This is a genomic window from Pirellulales bacterium (assembly GCA_019694435.1).
Lineage (GTDB): Bacteria > Planctomycetota > Planctomycetia > Pirellulales > JAEUIK01 > JAIBBZ01.
Map to the genome: position 1 here is coordinate 46,126 of JAIBBZ010000020.1, position 18,127 is coordinate 64,252.

The 18,127-nt window shown below is 65.0% G+C and carries 14 protein-coding genes; 5 read left to right on the forward strand and 9 right to left on the reverse strand.

Annotated elements, in window-relative coordinates; all coding sequences use genetic code 11:
• Nucleotides 1-255 precede the first annotated feature (255 nt).
• The 3 genes from K1X74_15125 to K1X74_15135 all read left to right on the forward strand — a co-directional run bounded on the left by K1X74_15125 (nt 256) and on the right by K1X74_15135 (nt 5,147).
• Complete coding sequence (locus K1X74_15125; GenBank protein ID MBX7167661.1) at nt 256-2,496, forward strand: hypothetical protein; 2,241 nt, start codon at nt 256-258, stop codon at nt 2,494-2,496.
• An 80-nt stretch (nt 2,497-2,576) separates the two neighbouring features.
• The gene (locus K1X74_15130) at nt 2,577-4,574 is read left to right on the forward strand and encodes a hypothetical protein (GenBank protein MBX7167662.1); all 1,998 of its coding nucleotides are present in this window, start codon (nt 2,577-2,579) and stop codon (nt 4,572-4,574) included.
• Nucleotides 4,575-4,589: 15 nt separating this feature from the next.
• Nucleotides 4,590-5,147, forward strand: a complete 558-nt coding sequence (locus K1X74_15135) for a hypothetical protein (protein ID MBX7167663.1) — start codon at nt 4,590-4,592, stop codon at nt 5,145-5,147.
• Between the two features lie 49 nt (nt 5,148-5,196).
• On the opposite strand, the gene phoU is transcribed toward K1X74_15135, so the two are convergent.
• The 9 genes from phoU to K1X74_15180 all read right to left on the reverse strand — a co-directional run bounded on the left by phoU (nt 5,197) and on the right by K1X74_15180 (nt 15,184).
• Nucleotides 5,197-5,856, reverse strand: coding sequence for a phosphate signaling complex protein PhoU (phoU, locus tag K1X74_15140; GenBank protein MBX7167664.1), 660 nt, complete (start codon nt 5,854-5,856; stop codon nt 5,197-5,199).
• 130 nt (nt 5,857-5,986) lie between these two features.
• Nucleotides 5,987-6,811: a phosphate ABC transporter ATP-binding protein PstB gene (gene pstB / locus K1X74_15145; protein ID MBX7167665.1), complete on the reverse strand. Its 825-nt coding sequence runs from the start codon at nt 6,809-6,811 to the stop codon at nt 5,987-5,989.
• 2 nt (nt 6,812-6,813) lie between these two features.
• The gene (gene pstA, locus K1X74_15150) at nt 6,814-7,656 is read right to left on the reverse strand and encodes a phosphate ABC transporter permease PstA (GenBank protein MBX7167666.1); all 843 of its coding nucleotides are present in this window, start codon (nt 7,654-7,656) and stop codon (nt 6,814-6,816) included.
• Nucleotides 7,653-8,588: a phosphate ABC transporter permease subunit PstC gene (gene pstC, locus K1X74_15155; GenBank protein MBX7167667.1), complete on the reverse strand. Its 936-nt coding sequence runs from the start codon at nt 8,586-8,588 to the stop codon at nt 7,653-7,655. The genes pstA and pstC overlap by 4 nt, the downstream gene beginning before the upstream one ends.
• Nucleotides 8,585-9,715, reverse strand: a complete 1,131-nt coding sequence (gene pstS, locus K1X74_15160; protein ID MBX7167668.1) for a phosphate ABC transporter substrate-binding protein PstS — start codon at nt 9,713-9,715, stop codon at nt 8,585-8,587. Before pstS ends, pstC begins: the two co-directional genes overlap by 4 nt.
• Before the next feature lie 118 nt (nt 9,716-9,833).
• Complete coding sequence (locus K1X74_15165) at nt 9,834-11,597, reverse strand: PAS domain-containing protein (GenBank protein MBX7167669.1); 1,764 nt, start codon at nt 11,595-11,597, stop codon at nt 9,834-9,836.
• A 3-nt stretch (nt 11,598-11,600) separates the two neighbouring features.
• Nucleotides 11,601-12,305, reverse strand: coding sequence for a response regulator transcription factor (locus tag K1X74_15170; GenBank protein ID MBX7167670.1), 705 nt, complete (start codon nt 12,303-12,305; stop codon nt 11,601-11,603).
• A gap of 156 nt (nt 12,306-12,461) precedes the next feature.
• Complete coding sequence (locus tag K1X74_15175) at nt 12,462-14,390, reverse strand: acetylxylan esterase (GenBank protein MBX7167671.1); 1,929 nt, start codon at nt 14,388-14,390, stop codon at nt 12,462-12,464.
• Nucleotides 14,387-15,184, reverse strand: coding sequence for a PIG-L family deacetylase (locus tag K1X74_15180; protein ID MBX7167672.1), 798 nt, complete (start codon nt 15,182-15,184; stop codon nt 14,387-14,389). Before K1X74_15180 ends, K1X74_15175 begins: the two co-directional genes overlap by 4 nt.
• A 155-nt stretch (nt 15,185-15,339) precedes the next feature.
• Here K1X74_15180 and nagB point away from each other — a divergent pair, with 155 nt between their 5' ends.
• Together nagB and K1X74_15190 are read left to right on the forward strand one after the other, a co-directional pair.
• Nucleotides 15,340-17,241: a glucosamine-6-phosphate deaminase gene (nagB, locus tag K1X74_15185; GenBank protein MBX7167673.1), complete on the forward strand. Its 1,902-nt coding sequence runs from the start codon at nt 15,340-15,342 to the stop codon at nt 17,239-17,241.
• A gap of 47 nt (nt 17,242-17,288) precedes the next feature.
• Nucleotides 17,289-18,125, forward strand: a complete 837-nt coding sequence (locus K1X74_15190; protein ID MBX7167674.1) for a YceH family protein — start codon at nt 17,289-17,291, stop codon at nt 18,123-18,125.
• Nucleotides 18,126-18,127: the final 2 nt, after the last annotated feature.

Genomic DNA, 18,127 nt, shown 5'->3' on the forward strand with positions numbered 1-18,127 from the left:
GCCGAGTCAAGAAGCCCGGTCAATTCGCTTCTTCAAGACGTCTTCGCCGGGCGTACGCGGCGCTTTGAGCGAACCGTTGTCCGTGCGAGACGAACCGGCTAACTGGCCTTCAAGTCGTGCGCCGCATGGGCCCGTAGTTGCCAACAGGTCAAATCGCCCGGACGCCGGTCTTTGCCCGTTTGGCGGCGGCGGTGCATACTGCTGGTGCGTTCGCACGGTTGTATCCAGGTTGTTCTTGCCTGCCGCTGCTCGCTGATGACTTCGTCCCGTCAAGCCGCGGCAATTGTCGCCCTGCTGTGTGTCCTGACGGTGGCGGTCTACTACCGCGTAGCGGGACATGAATTCGTCGGTTGGGACGACCCGACCTACGTCCGCGACAATCCGCGGATTCAACAGGGCCTGACGCTGGCGACCATCGGCTGGGCCTTCACGACCGGGTACGCCGGCAACTGGCATCCGCTGACGTGGCTGAGCCACACGGTCGACTGGTCGTTGTTCGGCAATTGGGCACCCGGCCATCACCTGGTGAACGCGGCCCTGCACCTGGTCAACTCGTTGGTGTTGTTCTATGCGCTGTGGTCGCTGCAAGCAGCGGGGCAACCGCGCGAGCCGGCCAGCAAGGGGCGTGGCGAGGCCGCGGCGGCCGTTTCGCCCTGGCCCGCCGGACTGGTCGCCGCGCTGTTTGCCGTGCACCCCTTGCACGTGGAGAGTGTCGCTTGGGTTTCGGAACGCAAGGACACGCTCAGCACGTTGTTCTGGCTGTTGGCCATGTTGGCCTATACCGGTTACGTGCTGCGTCCCGGGCTGGGGCGTTATGCGCTGGTGGCGCTGGCGTTGACGCTGGGGCTGTTGAGCAAACCGATGGTGGTCACGTTGCCGGCCGTCTTGCTGCTGCTCGACTTCTGGCCCCTGGCACGGGACAAGGCTCGCGGCGGGCGTCGCGGCGTGCCGGCGGCGGCCTGGCCGCAATTGGCACGTGAGAAATTGCCGCTCTTGGCACTGGTCGTGATCTCGGCGCTGGCGACCTTGTGGGCCCAAAGCGCGGCGCAGGCCGTGGCCGCGACCGAGCAGGTATCGCTGCTGATGCGGCTGGGCAATGCGTGCCTCAGCTATCTCGCCTACCTCAAGTTTTGCATCTGGCCGGCGGGCCTCGCGTATTTCTATCCGATCGATCAAGCCTCCTGGCAAAGTGCCGGGCAGATGATGCTGGCGGCCGCGGCCGCGCTGTTGTTGGCCGTGATCACGGCCGCGGCCGTGTTCGGGCGGCGCAGGTGCCCCTACTTTTTCGTCGGCTGGTTGTGGTATCTGGGCACGTTGGTGCCGGTCATTGGCTTCGTGCAGGTGGGTTCCCAGGCGATGGCCGATCGCTACACGTATATCCCCTTGATCGGCGTGTTTATCGCGGTGGCTTATGGGCTGGCCGATCTGTTAGCGGCCCGTCCGAACCTGCGCAACCTCGGGGTGGCCGCGGCCGTGGGCTGGGTCTTGGTGCTCAGCGTGCTCGCCTGGCGACAGGTCGGTGTTTGGGCCAACGACGAACGGTTGTTTTCGCACGCGCTGTCCGTGACCGAGCGGAACTACTCGGCCATGAGCAACCTGGCCCAGGTACGGATCAATCAGCAGCGCAAGGACGAGGCCTTGGAACTGCTTCGGCAGGCGCTGGCGATCAACCCGCATTCGGCGCTCATCCATCACCGCCTGGCCATCGCGCTGGGTGAACCGCCGCTCAATCAGTGGGCGGCGGCCAAGGCCGAGTTTGCCCGGGCCATCGAACTGGCGCCGGGCCAGATGGAGAGCCGCCTGGGACTGGCCAAGATCTTGACGATCTTGGGCGAGTTCGAGCCTGCTCTTCGCGAATACGAACTGGTGTCGCAATCGCCCGCACATCGCGCCCAGGCCGAAGCGGAATTGGCCGCGCTGCGGCGACGCATGCAAGTCGCCGCGCAGCTTCTGGCGCAGGCCAAGGCGGCACTTGCCGCGGCCCCGAACGATCCGCAGGCACATTGCCTGCTTGGTCGAGCGTTGCTCACGGCACGGCGCATCGACGAGGCCGATGCGGCATTCCGCGCGGCGCTGAGCCGCGATCCGAAATCGGTGCCCGCCTTCTTGGGTCTGGCCGAGGTGGCCAAGGCGCGAATGCAGCCGTCGGAGGTGATTGCCAACTATCGACGGGCCCTGGAGCTGGCCCCCGGCGAGCCGACGATCACGAATCAACTGGCCTGGCTGTTGGCGACCACGAAGGACGAGTCGCTGCGTCGCGGTCCAGAGGCCCTGACGCTGGCCCAGCAGCTTTGCGCAGGCGCGGGCGGACAGCAGCCCGAGTATCTCGACACGCTGGCCGCCGCCTATGCTGCGGCCGGCGATTTCTCGGCGGCGATCGCCACGATCGACCGGGCGATCGAGCTGGCCACGGCCGCAGGGCATCCGCCGGCGCTGGTCCGGCAGATGCAGACACATCGTCAGTGCTACGTCAATCGCCAGGTGTACGTCGAGTGACAACGCCGATGACGCACACCAAGGCCGCGCACAGTTTGCCCGAGACGAGCCTTTCGTCGGCGACGGCGCCGAGCATACCGGTGTCCGCCTGGTTGGTTGCCTTGGTCCTGGGCTTGCTGACGTTCGTGCTCTATCTGCCGACGCGACACTACGCGTTCGTCACGCTCGACGACCCCTACTACGTCTACGCCAACCCGCACGTTGCTATTGGCTGGACCTCGGACAGCTTGCGCTGGGCGCTGACCGAACCCGTGGCCGCCAACTGGCACCCGCTGACAATGCTGTCGCACATGCTCGACAGCGAGCTCTACGGCGTGGCCAATCCTCCCGCCGGGCATCATCTGACGAATGCCGCGCTGCATGCCGTCAATGCGTCGCTGCTGCTGGTGGCCCTGTTGATGCTGGGCAGCCGGGCGTGGGTGGCGACCGTCGTGGCGGCGGGCTTTGCTTGGCATCCGCTGCGCGTCGAAAGCGTGGCTTGGATCTCCGAGCGCAAGGACCTGCTCGCCGGTATGTTCTGGATCGCGACGCTGGCAGCATACGCCTGGTACGTACGGCGCCCTGGCTGGGGGCGCTACCTGGCCGTCGTCGCCGGGATGGTGCTTGGGCTGTTGAGCAAGCCGATGGTGGTGACACTGCCGTTTGTGTTGCTGCTGCTCGATGTCTGGCCGCTCGGGCGAATGCGCTGGGACGACGTGTTCGACCGCCAAGGGCGGCTGCGCTTCGCGCACAGGGTGCTTGAGAAACTGCCCCTGTTCGCCCTGGCCGCGGCGGGCAGCGTGGTGACGTTTCTCGTGCAACGGTCGCAGGGTGCGGTCGAAGGACTCGACGCGTTTCCGCTGCCGCGCCGCGTGGCGCAGGCCGTGATCGCATATGCCGAGTACCTGGCCATGATGATTCGGCCCGAGGACCTGGCCATCCCCTACCCTACGCCTCAGGCGCTGAACACGGGCGAGTTGGCGCTGTGTGCGGGCGTCGTCGTGCTGATCACCTTGCTGGTCTTGTGGCTGCGCAATCGGCTGCCTTGGCTGTCCGTCGGCTGGCTGTGGTACCTGGGTACCCTGGTACCGGTGATCGGACTGGTCCAAGTGGGTACGCAGTCGATGGCCGATCGCTACACGTACTTGCCGATGATCGGTGTCTTGTGGGCCCTGGCCGAGACGCTCGACCGCAGCATCGCCGGGCGGCGGGGCTTGCGCGTCCTGGCGTCGGTTTGCCTGCTGGCAATGGGCGCGAGCTACTACATCGCCAGCCGCGAGCAGATGACGTACTGGAGCTCGCCGCAGACCTTGTTTGCCCGGGCCTTGTCGGTGACTCGGGACAATGGGGCCGCTCACCTGGGGATGGCGAACGAGCTGGCAGCCGTCGGTGATTTCCGCGCGGCACTTCCCCACTACGAGCGCGGCACCCAGTTGGAGCCGCGCCGTGCCGTCGGCTTCTTCAACTACGGCGTCTCGCTGTGGGAGCGTCGGGAAGCACTCGACCGCGCCGTCGAGCTGTTCAATCGGGCGCAGAAGCTCGGCTACCCCCACGAGCCCATCGACGCGTTGATGGGGGCCGCGTTGGTGGCCCAGGGGCGCGACGAAGCCGCCGCGCCGCGGCTGGCACTGGCCTTGCAAAGCCCCGAGACCGCGCAGTTCCCGGTCGCCGTGGCGGCGACGGGCGTCATGCTCGCAAGAGGGGGCAAGCTGAATGAGGCGATCGCCCTGTACGAAGACTTCCTGCGCGCGAAGTACGATCTGGTGATTGCCGATCGCCTGGCTTGGATTCGGGCGACGAGCACCGACGACACTTTGCGCAACGGCGCCGCCGCGCTGGCCCTGGTTGCCCGTGGCGAAGAAGCACCCGAAGCGGGTAACCCTGAACACCTGGCAGTGCGCGCCGCGGCGCTGGCCGAAAACGGCGAATTGGTCCCGGCGATCGACGTCGCGACCGAGGCGCTGCGCCGCGCGCGGCAGCTCGACGAAGCACAAGCGGCGCCGCGCTGGAAGCACCTGATCGAGCGGCTGCGCGGACAACTCGAGCGCTACGGCAATCGCCAGCCGATGCGGGAATCGCCCGCGCAATGGAGCTTATAGGCGGCCCGCTGTCCTATGAAATACTCGTTGCGCACGCTGGTACTGGTCGTTACGGTCGTGGCCGTGCTGTTGGCGGTGGTCGGGCTGCGCATCAACCAGGAAATGCGCAGAGCACGGCACGAGGCGGCCGTTGCTGACGCCCTGACCACGGCGGGGGCCATCGTGTTGACGCAACGCGCCGGTTGGTCGCTGTTGCGATATGACCAGATCGTCATGGTCGATGTCGGCGATCTGAACTCCGAGCCGTCGCTTGGCAGTTCGGTATGGATGCGGAATGCAATCGCCTTCGGCGATGACGACGTCCGGTTGCTGGCCGACTGCCGGGGGACCGAAATTGTGCGGCTGCGAAACTCGCAAATCACCGACCAGGCCGTAAAGATCCTGGTTCGGCTCCCCGCGCTGATCGAGATCGACTTGGATTCGACCGCCGTGACCGACGCGTGTGTGGACGATCTGGCGCGATTGCCGTTGGGCTGCCGGTTCGTGGGCCTCGGGGCAACGCGCGTTACGGCCGAAGGCCGCGCGCGGTTGCGCCGCTTGCGTCCCGATCTGGAAGTGTTGCCCCGGCCGTAGGGCCCCGGGCTTGTACCGGCGGCGCCGCCCCGGTCGCTCAGCGGCGCGCTTAATCGTCGTGCAGATGCCGCACGATGGACCCTTCGACCATGTAGATGACGTCTTCGGCGATATTCGTGGCCATATCGCCCAGCCGCTCGAGGTGCTTCGTGACCGAGTGCAGCTTCATCAGCGTTTCGGTCTGGTCGGGAGAATCGAGCATCCGCGCCTTGAGCAGGCTGTTGATCGAGCGCCGCAGGGCATCGACTTCGTCGTCGTCGGCGCGGACCTCTTGGGCCAGGTTCACATCCTGGCTGACCAGCGCATCGAGACTGCGGCTGACCATCGATTGCGACCGCGCGGCCAGCTCGCGCATGTCGGTCGGAATCTCGACGGGATCGTGGCGGGCCAGATAAATCACGCGCTTGGCGATGTTCGCCGCCAGGTCGCCCATGCGCTCCAGATCGTTGTTGATCTTGAGGATGGCGACGACGAACCGCAGATCGGCCGCGACGGGCTGGTAGAGCGCCAGCGTCTTGAGGCACTCTTCCTCGACGTCGACCTCCATGTGGTCGATCTCGTCATCGGCATCGATGACGTCCTGGGCCAGTTCGGGGTCGCGCTTCATGATGGCCGTGATCGCCCGGGCGATCGCGCGCTCGACCAACGCACCGACGGAGAGGATCTTTTCCTTGAGGACCTCGATCTGACGTTGCAGGTGTTGCGACATGCCAGTCTTTCCAGCCCGGGGATCGAAAACGGCAAATGGATTCTAGGGCCCGGTGTGAAACCGGTTCCTCCCCAACCTGCTTATGCCTGGATTTGCCCTGGGGGTCAAGAGAAGTGCCGCCGCGCGGGGCTCAACCGAAGCGGCCGGTGATGTAGGCTTCGGTCTGCTTCTGCTGCGGATTGGTGAAGATCTGCTTCGTCGGGCCAAACTCGACGATGCGCCCCTGGTAGAAGAACGCCGTGTCGTCCGAAACCCGCGCGGCCTGCTGCAAATTGTGCGTTACCAGGATGATCGTGTAGCTGCTGCGCAGGTTCGTGATCAGGTCCTCGATCTTGGCCGTGCCGACGGGATCGATCGCCGAACAGGGTTCGTCCATCAGCAGCACCTCGGGCTCGACGGCCACGGCCCGGGCAATGCAGAGACGCTGCTGTTGTCCGCCCGAGAGCGCGGTGCCGTGCTGGTGCAGCTTGCGATTGACTTCGTCCCAGAGGGCCGCCTGCCGCAGCGCGCGCTCGACGCGATCGGTCAGCTCGCTCTTGGGCATGCGCTGGTGCAGCCGCAGGCCATAGGCCACGTTGTCGAAGACCGACATGGGAAACGGCGTCGGCTTCTGAAAAATCATGCCCACGCGCTTGCGCAGCTCGAGCACGTTGGTCGATTGGTCGAGCAGGTTCTTGCCGTCGAGCAGCACTTCGCCGTCGGCCCGCTGCTCGCGGTAAAGCTGGTAGATGCGGTTGTAGACGCGCAAATGCGTCGACTTGCCGCAGCCCGAGGGTCCGATGACCGCCGTGACCCGGTTGGCGGCGATATCGATGTTGTTGTCGAACAGCGCCTGGTGATTGCCATAGTGGAAATTCAACCGCCGCACGGAAATCTTCGGCGGTCCGGTCTCCACGGGGGCATCGCCGGGCAGATTGCGGGCGCGGCGGATCAGTTCGCTGTCTTCGGCCAACATGGTCAATGTCTCGGCTGCAGAAAGTAGCGCGCGACGATGTTCAAACACAATACGGCCGCGGTGATCAACAGCGATGCTCCCCAGGCCATTTGCTGCCAGTCCGGAAAGGGGCTCATCGCGCGATTGTAGATGGTCACCGTCAGGTTTGCAGTCGGACCGCCCAGACCGGTCGGCCAGGCGGAATTGTTCAGCGCGGTAAACAGCAGCGGGGCCGTCTCGCCGCTCACCCGGGCCACGGCCAGGATGATGCCCGTGAGCAGCCCCCCCTTGGCGGCGCGAAACACGATGTCGAGCGTCGTCTTCCACCGCGGTGCGCCCAACGCCAGCGCCGATTCGCGCAGGGCGTCAGGCACCAGCCGGAGCATGTCGTCGGTCGTGCGGGCAATAATCGGCAGCATGATAATGGCCAAGGCTGCAGCGCCCGCAGAGGCCGAAAACTGCTTCATCGGCACGACCAACAGCGTGTAGACGAACACGCCGACGAGAATCGAGGGGGTGCCCATCAGCACATCGCAGGCAAAGCGCACGTACGTGCCCCACCGATTGTGGCGGGCAAACTCGGCCAGGAACACGCCGGCCATCACCCCCAGCGGCACGCCCGTCAGCGTTGCCAGGGCCGTGATGAGCATGGATCCCAGGATGGCATTCCCCATGCCACCGCCTTCGAGCGGGGGGGCGGTTTTCATGGTGAAAAACGCGAGTCCGAACGCGCCGACGCCGCGCCAGAGCACCGTGTAGAGAATCGACGCCAGAAACACCAGCCCGACGATCGCCGCCGCGCTCGACAAGACTTTGACGGCGAAATCGACCCCCTGACGCTGCGCCACGCTGCGCGGTTGGCTCATCGGGCACCTCCCGCCTGACGCAAACCGCGCAGCCAGAGCTGCGCGAGCACCTGGAACACGAGAGTGATGACGAACAGGATCAGGCCCAGCTCGATGAGCACGCTCTGGTGCAGCGAAAACCGCTCCGACTCGGCAAACTCGTTGGCCAACGTCGAGGCGATCGTGTTCCCGGCGTCGAACAGCGAGGCCGACAACTTGTGGTTGCTGCCGATCACGAACGTCACGGCCATCGTTTCGCCAATGGCCCGGCCAAGTCCCAGGAACATCCCGCCCGCGATACCGAGCATGCCGTAGCGCAGGCTGACTTGTGAAGTGACTTCCCAGGTCGTCGCCCCCAGGCCGTAGGCCGATTCCTTCATCACCGGCGGGACGATCCTGAGTACGTCGCGACTGACCGCACAGATGAACGGCAGCACCATCAATGCCAGGATGATCCCGCTGGTGAGGATGCCCAGTCCATGCTTGGGGCCGCTGAAGAGCGGGGTCCAGCCGAACAATTGGTTCAAACCGGGCTGTACATATTCGGCCATCCAGGGAACGAAAACGAAAAAGCCCCACATGCCGAAAATGATGCTGGGGATGGCCGCCAACAGCTCGAGCGCGCCGCCGACAACGCGACTCACGCCTGGCGGCGCGACTTCGACCAGAAAGATGGCCGTCACCAGTCCCAGGGGCGCCGCCAACAGCATCGCGATGGCCGTCGAGGCCAGCGTGCCGTAAATGCTGCTCAAGGCGCCAAATTCTTTATTCACCGGGTCCCAGTCCTGGGAGACGAGAAACGCGGGGCCAAAGTGCGCGATGGCCGGCCAGGCATAGTAGGCCAGCAGCATGAGCATCCCGAGCATCAGCAGCAGAATCAACGCGCCGGAGACGATGGCCAACACTCGGAAAATGAAGTCGCCCGGAGTGTGCGACGTCTCGCCTCGGTTCATGGCCGCGCCTCCGCGGTCGCGGTGCTGGCCGGCGCTGCGGCAGCCTGAGGCATCGCCGCGGGCCAAACTCCGCGCCACGAAGCCCGCACCAGGTCTGCGACGTTTTCGGGCAGCGGGGCATAGTCGAGTTCGCGCGCCAGGTCTGCGCCATGGGCATAGCACCAGTCGAAAAACGCCAGCATGGCCTGGATGCGCTCAGGCTTGTGGCCCTGACGCTGCATGACGATGAACGATGCGCCGGTGATCGGCCAGGTTTGATCGCCCGGCTGGTTGACGAGGATCAGATAGTAGTCCTGGGCGCTGGCCCAATCGGCATGATCGGCCGCCGCTTGAAACGATTCGAGGCTCGGCTGCACGAACTGGCCCGCGGCGTTTTCGAGCTGGGTGGTCGTGAGCCGGGCCAGCTTGGCATAGGCAAACTCGACATACCCGATCGCACCCTGGATGCGGCTGACATACGTGGCGACGCCTTGGTTGCCTTTGCCGGCAATGCCGACGGGCCAGTCGACGCCCTTGCCGGCACCGACGCGCGATTTCCATTTAGCCGAGGCCGCGGCCAGATAGTTCGTGAAGATCCAAGTCGTGCCGCTGGGGTCGGAACGGTAAACCACGGTCACGTCGCGGCTCGGCAACTTGAGGCCGGGGTTCAGTTCGACCAACCGCGGATCGTCCCAGCGGCGGATTTCCCCCAGCAGCAGATCGATGAAGACCTCGGCGTTCAAACACAGCTGGCCGGGAGCAATTCCGTCGAGATTCACCACCGGAACGACGCCGCCCACGACCATCGGAAACTGCAGCAGGTCGGCCTCGGCGAGCTCCTTGGGCTTGAGCGGGGCATCCGACGCGCCGAAGTCGACGGTCCGCGCCTTGGCCTGCGCGATGCCGCCGCCAGAGCCGATCGGTTGGTAGTTGACAGTCACCGGGTTCAGTTCGGCGAACTGGCCGGCCCACTTCGTGTAGATGGGCTCGGGAAAAGTAGCGCCAGCACCGCTCAGTTGGATCGAGGCTTGATCCGCCGTCTGGTTCGAGCCTGCCGCCGTCGGCTCGCACCCTGCCAGGCAGCAGCAAACCAGCGCCAGCCAGCAGGCGGCCCACGCTGAAATGAGTTTGCCGTCCGGCGGTCGCATCGTAAGATCTTGATTTTAAATGGGTTGCGATTTCCAGCTGATCGCGAGCCGTATGGTAGCGATTGATTGTTAGGTTCGTGTTAACGACCGGCTCCCCTGCGGCGAATGTACGCGGCGCTCACGTCGGCAGCCGAATCACAAAGGTGCTGCCCGTACCGGGTTGGCTCTCGACGGTCACCCGGCCGTGGTGTGCGTTGACAATGTGTTTGACGATCGAAAGTCCTAGTCCCGTACCGCCCAGCTTGCGGCTCCGGGCCTTATCGACGCGATAGAAGCGCTCCCAAAGGCGAGGCAGGTGATCGGCCTCGATGCCGCAGCCGCGGTCGGCCACGGCGATGGTGACTTCGCCGTTCCGTTGGTCGGCGCGAATCTGGACCTCGCTCGTCGGGTCGCTGTACTTGATCGCATTGTCGAGCAGATTGACGACGGCCTGCTCGAGCAGTGGTGCGTTCGCCAGCGCCGTCAAGTCGTCGGGACATTGCAGCTTGACCTCGATCGAGCGCTCCGACGCCTTGGTGGCGCAGACGAGCATGGCCGATTCGAGGATCGGCCGTAGCGGGGTCTCGCCGCGGACAATATCTTCGGCCCCCTGTTCGATCTTGGACAAGGACAACAAGTCTTCGATGATCGCGTTGAGACGATCGGCCTGGCGGGCGACGATTTCCAAGAACCGTACCGCGTCTTCCCGGTTGTCGATCGCGCCGTCGAGCAGGGTTTCGACAAACCCTTTGATTGAGGTGATCGGCGTGCGCAATTCGTGCGAGACATTGGCCACGAAATCGCGGCGCAGATTCTCCAGCTTGCGCAGTTGCGTCACGTCATTCAGGACGATGACCGCGCCCACGGCCCCGTTGGCCGCATCGCGCAGAGCTGTACCATGCGCCTGCAGCACGCGTCCTTCTTCGCCGGGCAGTACGACGTCGGTCTCAAGCGGTCGGCGCCCTTGCAAGGCCTCGGCGACGAATTGCCGCAATTCGGCGCTGCGTACGACCTCCTGCAGGCTGCGGCCGGGGCTCTCCCGCAAGTCGCACGACAGCAGCTCCGCCGCGGCGCGATTGAGCGTGATGAGGCGCTGCGCCGGATCGACGGCCAGCACGCCTTCGACCATGCTGGCCAGCATGGCTTGTTGTTCGTGCCCTTGGCGCGAGATCGTGCGAATGCGGTCCTCGAGCTGCGCGGCCATTTGATTGAGCGCCTCGGCGACGTCGGCCAATTCGGCCGTTTGCGGCACGAGCAGTTTGTAATTCAATTCCCCGCGCGCAAATCGCTCGGCACCGCGGCGAATCTCTTCGAGTGGTTGTGCGAATCGCCGGGTGAGATACCAGCACAACGAGGCCGCCAGCAGCAGAATGCCCAGGCCCGCGCCCGCGATGCGCAGTTGCATGTCGCGCACTCCCTGTAGGATGCGCTGCAGCGAGAGACTCGTCCGGACCACGGCGACGGGTTGACCGTCGCGCGTGATGGGAACGGCGCAGTACAGCAGCCGTTCACCTACGGTGGCGCTGAGCCGCGTGGCGGTCCCCTCGCCGGAACCCATGGCCCGTTTGAATTCGGGGCGGTCGGCGTGGTTGGCCATCGTCCGCGGGTCTTGCTGCGTATCGCAGAGCACATCGCCGTTGGGCAAGATCAGCGTGACCCGCGACCGCGTGGCGTCGGCAAACGCCTGGCATGCGGCCTGCAGCCCCGCGCGGTTGTCCGCGGAGAAGCCGGGTGCGAGCTGAGCCCGCAACAACAGGCACTGCGTGTGCAGCTGATTGTTCACCTCGGCCAGGTGAAACTGGTAGAAGCTGTTCGACGCGAACCAGCCTGCCGCCAGCAGCGAGCCGATGGTGACCAGCAGAAACGAGATGAAAAACTGCCAGATCAGCCGTCGGCGTCGCATGCCCTACTCGCGAAAGCGATATCCGACACCGCGGACCGTCTCGATCGTGCGGCCGAAGTCGCCAAGTTTCTTGCGGAGCCCCACGATCTGCACGTCTACCGAACGCTCCGTGACAGGGTAGTCGTTGCCCTTGACGGCGTCGACAATCTGGGACCGCGTAAAGACCCAACCTGGCCGTTGTGCCAGGAAATGCAACAGGCGAAACTCCGACAAGGTCAGTGCGACCGGTTTGCCGGCCAGAATCACCTCGTGCCGGCCCGGGTGGATCGTCAGGCTGCCCGTGCGAATGACCTTGTCGTCGTCTTCGTTCTCGAGCCGCTGGCTGCGCCGGAGCACCGCCTTGATGCGCGCCATGAGCACCCTGGGGCTGAACGGCTTGGTGATGTAGTCGTCGGCGCCCAGTTCCAGCCCGGTCACGACGTCTGCCTCTTCGCCCTTAGCCGTGAGCATGACGATAGGGATGTTCTTGGTCCGCTCGTCGGACTTGAGCATCCGGCACAGCTCCAGCCCGTCGACCCGCGGCAGCAGCAGGTCGAGGATGACCAGGTCCGGCATCTCGGAGCGAACACGTTTCGTGGCATCCTCGCCCGTGTTGAGGCAAGTGACCCGATAGCCTTCCTTGGTGAGGTTGAAGTTCACCAGTTCCAGCAGGTCTTCCTCATCGTCAACGACCAGGATGTGTTCTTTCGTCATGACGGCAGTCTTCACAGAGGTCTCCTTTTCTCGCCTTGGCCCTCCGTGGTAGCAGTGCTGTGTTTGGTTTGTGTTAGTCTTGCATGCGGATTGCCTTTCGCGAAACGGCCGGCGCGCCCCGCGGCTCATGCGGGCAGACCGCCCGACAAGGAACACCGCCGCGCCTCCCCCTTACCGGGCGGGATCGGCGAGCTGGAGCAGCTCGGGCACGTCGAATTCGGCCAGCAAGCCAAAACAAAACAGCTCGGGAAACAGGTCAACGCTCCAGTTGTTCTCGATCACCTGGTGCAGGCTGCCCAGGGCATCCTGGGTAGAGACCTGGGCAAAGCGGTCCGGTGCGCAGGCGGCAGCAACCTGTGCGATCAGGCTTGTACGTGGTCCCTGCGCGACAAGAGCAGGCGCCCGATCGCCGGAGCGGGCCCAGCTTGCCACGGCCGCCAGTTGACTGGCCTGCACGCCCAGGGGTCGCTCGCCCACGCCCGCCACGAGCATCGCGTACAGGAAATCGCGCTGGCTGATCTTCGATTCGCCGAAGTAGAACGGGTCGACGGCGACGACGCGCTGCTTCTCGGAAAGCAGCCGTGCGATCTCCGCGGCGCCAGTCGTTCGCCCGCCGTCGGCGATGAGCAGGGTCGTCCCCTGTACCTCGGCCGGCTTGAACTCGACGACGGGCACGGACCAGTCGCCGATCTTAAGACGCTGGCCAAGGATGGTGATTGTTTCGCCGTTGGTGTGCCAGGCCTCTTCCACTTGGCAAGTTTCCTCGCGGTACCGCGCGAGCTCGCGGAGCCGCTGCCGGCGCTGGTTGGCCGTGCCGGCGGCATTTGTCCGCGGCAGACCCGCGGCCAGTTGCCGGGCCAGCGTGTGAAAGTCCAGATTCTCTTCGGGCAACTCGACTTCCAGCTCTGCCGCTGCTTTGACTTCGGCCTCGCATTCGATCTCAGTGGAGCTGCCGGGTGCGTTGGGGAAGAAGGCATCGAGCAACAAGCGATAGAGCTGCTGCCGGTTGTCGAGCAGAAAGTTGTGAGTGCCGGGATCGTCGTTGACGTGCCAGCGCAACTGTTGCGGCTGGCCATACAGCGCGAAAATGGGTTGGGTCGCATCGAGCAACGGCTGCAGGGCATGATCGGCACGAAAGCAACAGTCGTCCTTCGAATTGAAGGTCAACAGCGTCGGCCGCGGTGCCCGCAAGGCCGTCAGGTGCGTGTAGTCGGCCACCGCTGCCATGTCGCTGGGGGTCTGCTCCGTGTCGCCGAGGTCGGAGACAAACTGCGCGCGGGTCAGAAAGCTCGAATAGCCGGCGACCGGATTGGCCGCCGTGACGCGTTCGTCGAGCGAACTCAAGAAGATGGTTTGCCAGCCGCCCCCGGAGAGACCGGCCATGCCGACGCGCGATGGGTCGGCCTGCGGATGCGCGAGCAATACGTCGAGTCCGCGCTGCATCGCCAGGTAAAAGACGCTCACGGCGCTGGTGCCGCATAGGTCGAGTTGATTGGCCCGGTAATGCAGCCAGTTGTCGCCCCGCAACTGCCCCATGCCCAGCCATTCCACGTTCATGGCGAGCATGCCGCGACGGGCCTGGTTGATGCAGCGCATCTGTTTATAGGGCGCCGACTTGCCTTGCGAGTCGTGGCCGTTGACGTTGAGCACCACCGGCACGCGTCCTGAGAGGTGATCCGGTACGTAGAGTAGCGCCGGAATCCACAACCCGGGCAAGGCTGCGTACCGCAGTTTTTGAATCGTGTAGCCGGGCCCGCCGGGGATCGTCTCGAGCCATTCGACCTGCAAGGGCGCAGCGCGCCAGTCCCGAGCGGCACCGCGGAAAATCACCTGGTCGAGCATCGCCGTGCGCACGCGCTGGGCCTCGGCTTCCCATTCGGCAAGCGTTGCACAGCGCGGCAGCCGCGCCACACGGGCCGTGCAGAACGCCTGCACCTCGGCCAACGGCTGATCGGGGGCCAGAATCGGCCGCGAAAGCGCCGCAGCGATCGCCGGATCGTCGGCGCGAATCGCGGTCGTACCAACCTGTGCAGCGAACAGACCGAGCGTAATCACCGCGCTCGTCAGGCACGTGTGGCGGGAGGAATCGCAGCGGATCATGACGCCGCCTTCACCAGGCTGCCCAGCAACTTTGCGAGGATATTGTCCTGGGGATAGGGGTGCCCGCGATGCTGCCGGAACGCCTCGGCCAAGGCAAAGCCAGCTTCCTGTCCGCGGGCTTCGCTCCAGCGCCGCTGCGATTCGAGATATTCGTCGACGCCGTGCTGCGCCTGCAACCAGGCCCGCTGGCTGTCGTGGCAGGCCAGCATCCGCTGTTTTGTCTCGAAGGTGTTGGAGATGTCGACGTAGAAGTGCGGCCGGACCGGCTGGCCCCAGGTGTCGACGCCTTCGATGGGATCGACGTAATAGAGATAGGGAATTCGCTCGGTCGCCGGCGCGGGGTCCCATTTGCGCGTGGCATAGTTCGGGCAACTGGCGTTGAAGCAGGCGTCGCGCACGAGCCGGCTGGTCGCTTCGTGATCGTCCATGTAATCGACCGGCGGCGCCGTGATGACGACGTCGGGACGTACGCCCCGGATCACCTCCGTCACGCGACGTTTCGATTCGTTGTCGATCACGATGCTCAGATCGCGAAAGTCGAGACACATATATCCGGCGTTGATCAGCTCGGCCGAGGTGAGTGCCTCGCGGCGGCGAATCGTCGAGATTTCCGCCGGACTCTTGTCGCGGCTGCCGCAATCGCCGGCCGTCATCGTCGCGATGACCAGCGTGTGGCCTTGTGCGGCGAGGTGTGCGAGCGTGCCAGCGCACTGAAACTCGACGTCATCCGGGTGCGCATGAATGGCCAGGATGCACAACCGTCGTTTGCCGGCGTGGGCCGAATCGTCGGTCACGAGCTAAGCTCCTTCACGACAGGCTGTTCGCATGTCGCACAACGTCTGCGGCGCCTCGAGCCGATAGCTTTCTGGGCCGCGTTTTGCCATACTCTTTGATTCGCCGCCCTGGCCCCCCGCTCGGCTGGGCCCCAGTATCGATCCCCCCTGTGACCATGGCAAGCACCGCGACTGCGACCCACGCCCCGACTGCCCGCATTGTGCCGGGCACCGCCCTGCCCTGCTACGTATTCGAATCCGACCAGGATCTGGCCCGCTACGTGGCCCAGATGATGGCCGCGGTCATTCGCGAGCGCAACAGCGTCGGACAATTGGCGGTGTTCGGTCTACCGACCGGTTCGACGCCCTTGGGCGTCTACCGGCAGTTGGTCCGCATGCATCGCGACGAGGGGCTCGACCTGGCGGGCGTCGTCACCTTTAACCTCGACGAGTACTTCGGCACACCGCCCGACCAGTTGCAGAGTTACCACCGTTGGATGCACGACAATTTTTTCCGGCACGTCAATATCCGGCCGGAGAACATTCACATTCCCGACGGCATGGTGTCTCAGGACGAGGTTGAAGAGCACTGCCGGCGCTATGAAGAGGCGATCGTCCGCGCCGGCGGGATCGATCTGCAGCTCTTGGGAATCGGCCGTAACGGCCACATCGGTTTCAACGAGCCGTTCAGCGTTCGTGGCAGCCGCACGCGGCTCGCCCGGCTCGACCCGATCACGCGCAAAGACGCCGCGAGCGATTTTTTCAGCGAGGACAACGTCCCGGCGACGGCCATCACGATGGGGATCGGCACGATCTTCGAGGCCCGCAAGGTGGTGCTCATCGCGCTGGGCGAGCATAAAGCGCAGATCGTGCAACAAGCGGCCGAATTGCCGCTTTCGGATCGCGTGCCTGCGAGCTACCTGCGCGAGCATCCCGACGCCATGTTCCTGCTCGATCGGGCAGCCAGCGGCGCGCTGACGGGCGTGGCCACCCCGTGGCTGGCCGGCAACGTCAACTGGACCGACGAGTGGATCAAGAAGGCCGTGCTCTGGCTGGCCGACCGCGTGGGCAAGGCGCTGTTGAAGCTCGACGACAACGATTTCCGTGAGCACAACCTGCACCAGTTGTTGCGTCACCACGGCCCGGCGCAAAAGCTCGCGCATCGCGTGTTTCGCTGGATGATGGATTCGATCGAATATCACCCGGCTGGCCGCGAGCCCAAGCGGGTCATCTGTTTCAGTCCGCACCCCGACGACGACGTGATCAGCATGGGCGGGTGCCTGATCCGGCTGGTCGACGACGGCCACGAAGTGCACGTGGCCTACATGACCAGCGGCAACATCGCCGTGTTCGACCACGACGCCCGCCGTGTGGCCGACCTGGTCACCGAGTACAACCGCATCTTCGGCATCGATCACGAGCGTTCGCAGGAAGTCGAGTCGCGCGTCACCGCGGCACTCGACAGCAAGCGCCCTGGCGAACCCGATTGCGAACACGTGCTCAAGATCAAGGCGCTGATCCGCTGGAGCGAGGCCAAGGCCGGCGCCGTCGTCTGTGGCTGCCGCGAAGAAAACCTGCACTTCCTCGATTTGCCGTTTTATCGTACTGGCACGATCGCCAAGAATCCGGTGGGCGCCGAAGACGTACGGATCATTCGCGAGCTGATTGAACGCGTCGATCCGGACCAGGTGTACGTGGCGGGTGACCTGTCGGACCCGCACGGGACACATCGCGTGTGCGCCGAGGCCATCTTTCTGGCGCTCAGCGAAATCGAGGCCCAGCGCGGTGCGCGGCCCGAGGTCTTGCTGTATCGCGGTGCCTGGCAGGAATGGCCCGCCGACAAGATCGAGCTTGCTTTGCCGCTGAGTCCGAAGGACGTCGAGCGCAAGAAGCACGCCATCTTTCGCCACGAATCGCAAAAAGACTCGGCGCTGTTTCCAGGGCCCGACGATCCGCGCGAATTCTGGCAACGGGCCGTCGACCGCAACCGCCATACGGCCGACGTCTACAATCGGCTGGGCTTGCCGGAGTATTTCGCGATGGAAGGGTTCGTACGCTGGAACGGTCTGCCGCTCTGACCGCCCGGTCGATGCCGTGGCGGACCACGCCGCAAGGAGTTCGTAGCATGATGAGCGACGCGACAGCAGGTGGTTCGAGTGCTCCGACCGACGCCGCGCCCCCGCGCTGGCGGCCGCTCGATCGCGTCGAACGCCGCATCATGGGCGTGCTCATCGAAAAGGCCAAGACTACGCCCGACAGCTATCCGCTGTCGCTCAACGCGCTGGTCACGGGCTGCAATCAGAAGAATAACCGGCACCCGGTGACCAACTACGATGCCGACTCGCTCGAGCCCGCGCTCGAGCGATTACGGGCATCCGGGGCGATCGTGCTGGTCCAGGGCGACGGGCGTGTCTCGAAGTATCGCCACCTGGGCTACGAGTGGTTCGGCGTCAGCAAATTCGAGTTGGCCGTATTGGCCGAACTGCTGCTCCGTGGCCCGCAAACCGAGGGCGAGCTGCGCGGCCGGGCCGATCGCATGGACTCGATTCCCGATCTGGCCGCGCTGCGCCCCGTCGTGCAGGCGCTGAAAGACAAGAAGCTGATCATCGGCCTCTCGCCCGAGGGGCGCGGACACATTCTGACCCACAACTGCTATCCGCCCGAGGAACTCGAAAAGGTCCGTCGCGAAGCGCTGGCGCATGCCCCGGCGCCTGCGGCGGAATCGGCCGAACCGCCAGCGGTCCGCGTTGCCCCGCCCGCGCCGCCTGCAGGGGTCCGCATTTCAGCGCCGGCGCCGCCCCCGGTGCGGCAAAGTCCCGCCGAGGTCGAGCTGTTGCAGGCGGCGATTCGGGAGCTGCAATCGCACGTGGCCGAGCTGCGCACCGAGCTGGGTCAGGTGACGGCGCTGGCCGAGCGCACGGCCGACGAATTGCGTCAGGTCCGTGACGCACTTGGCGCGTAACG

Bases quoted from the DNA above. Each gene is read 5' to 3' on its own strand.
- K1X74_15125 (MBX7167661.1), top strand. From the start codon at position 256: ATGACTTCGTCCCGTCAAGCCGCGGCAATTGTCGCCCTGCTGTGTGTC.
- K1X74_15135 (MBX7167663.1), top strand. From the start codon at position 4,590: ATGAAATACTCGTTGCGCACGCTGGTACTGGTCGTTACGGTCGTGGCC.
- phoU (MBX7167664.1), bottom strand. From the start codon at position 5,856: ATGTCGCAACACCTGCAACGTCAGATCGAGGTCCTCAAGGAAAAGATC.
- pstB (MBX7167665.1), bottom strand. From the start codon at position 6,811: ATGTTGGCCGAAGACAGCGAACTGATCCGCCGCGCCCGCAATCTGCCC.
- pstA (MBX7167666.1), bottom strand. From the start codon at position 7,656: ATGAGCCAACCGCGCAGCGTGGCGCAGCGTCAGGGGGTCGATTTCGCC.
- pstC (MBX7167667.1), bottom strand. From the start codon at position 8,588: ATGAACCGAGGCGAGACGTCGCACACTCCGGGCGACTTCATTTTCCGA.
- pstS (MBX7167668.1), bottom strand. From the start codon at position 9,715: ATGCGACCGCCGGACGGCAAACTCATTTCAGCGTGGGCCGCCTGCTGG.
- K1X74_15165 (MBX7167669.1), bottom strand. From the start codon at position 11,597: ATGCGACGCCGACGGCTGATCTGGCAGTTTTTCATCTCGTTTCTGCTG.
- K1X74_15175 (MBX7167671.1), bottom strand. From the start codon at position 14,390: ATGATCCGCTGCGATTCCTCCCGCCACACGTGCCTGACGAGCGCGGTG.
- nagB (MBX7167673.1), top strand. From the start codon at position 15,340: ATGGCAAGCACCGCGACTGCGACCCACGCCCCGACTGCCCGCATTGTG.
- K1X74_15190 (MBX7167674.1), top strand. From the start codon at position 17,289: ATGATGAGCGACGCGACAGCAGGTGGTTCGAGTGCTCCGACCGACGCC.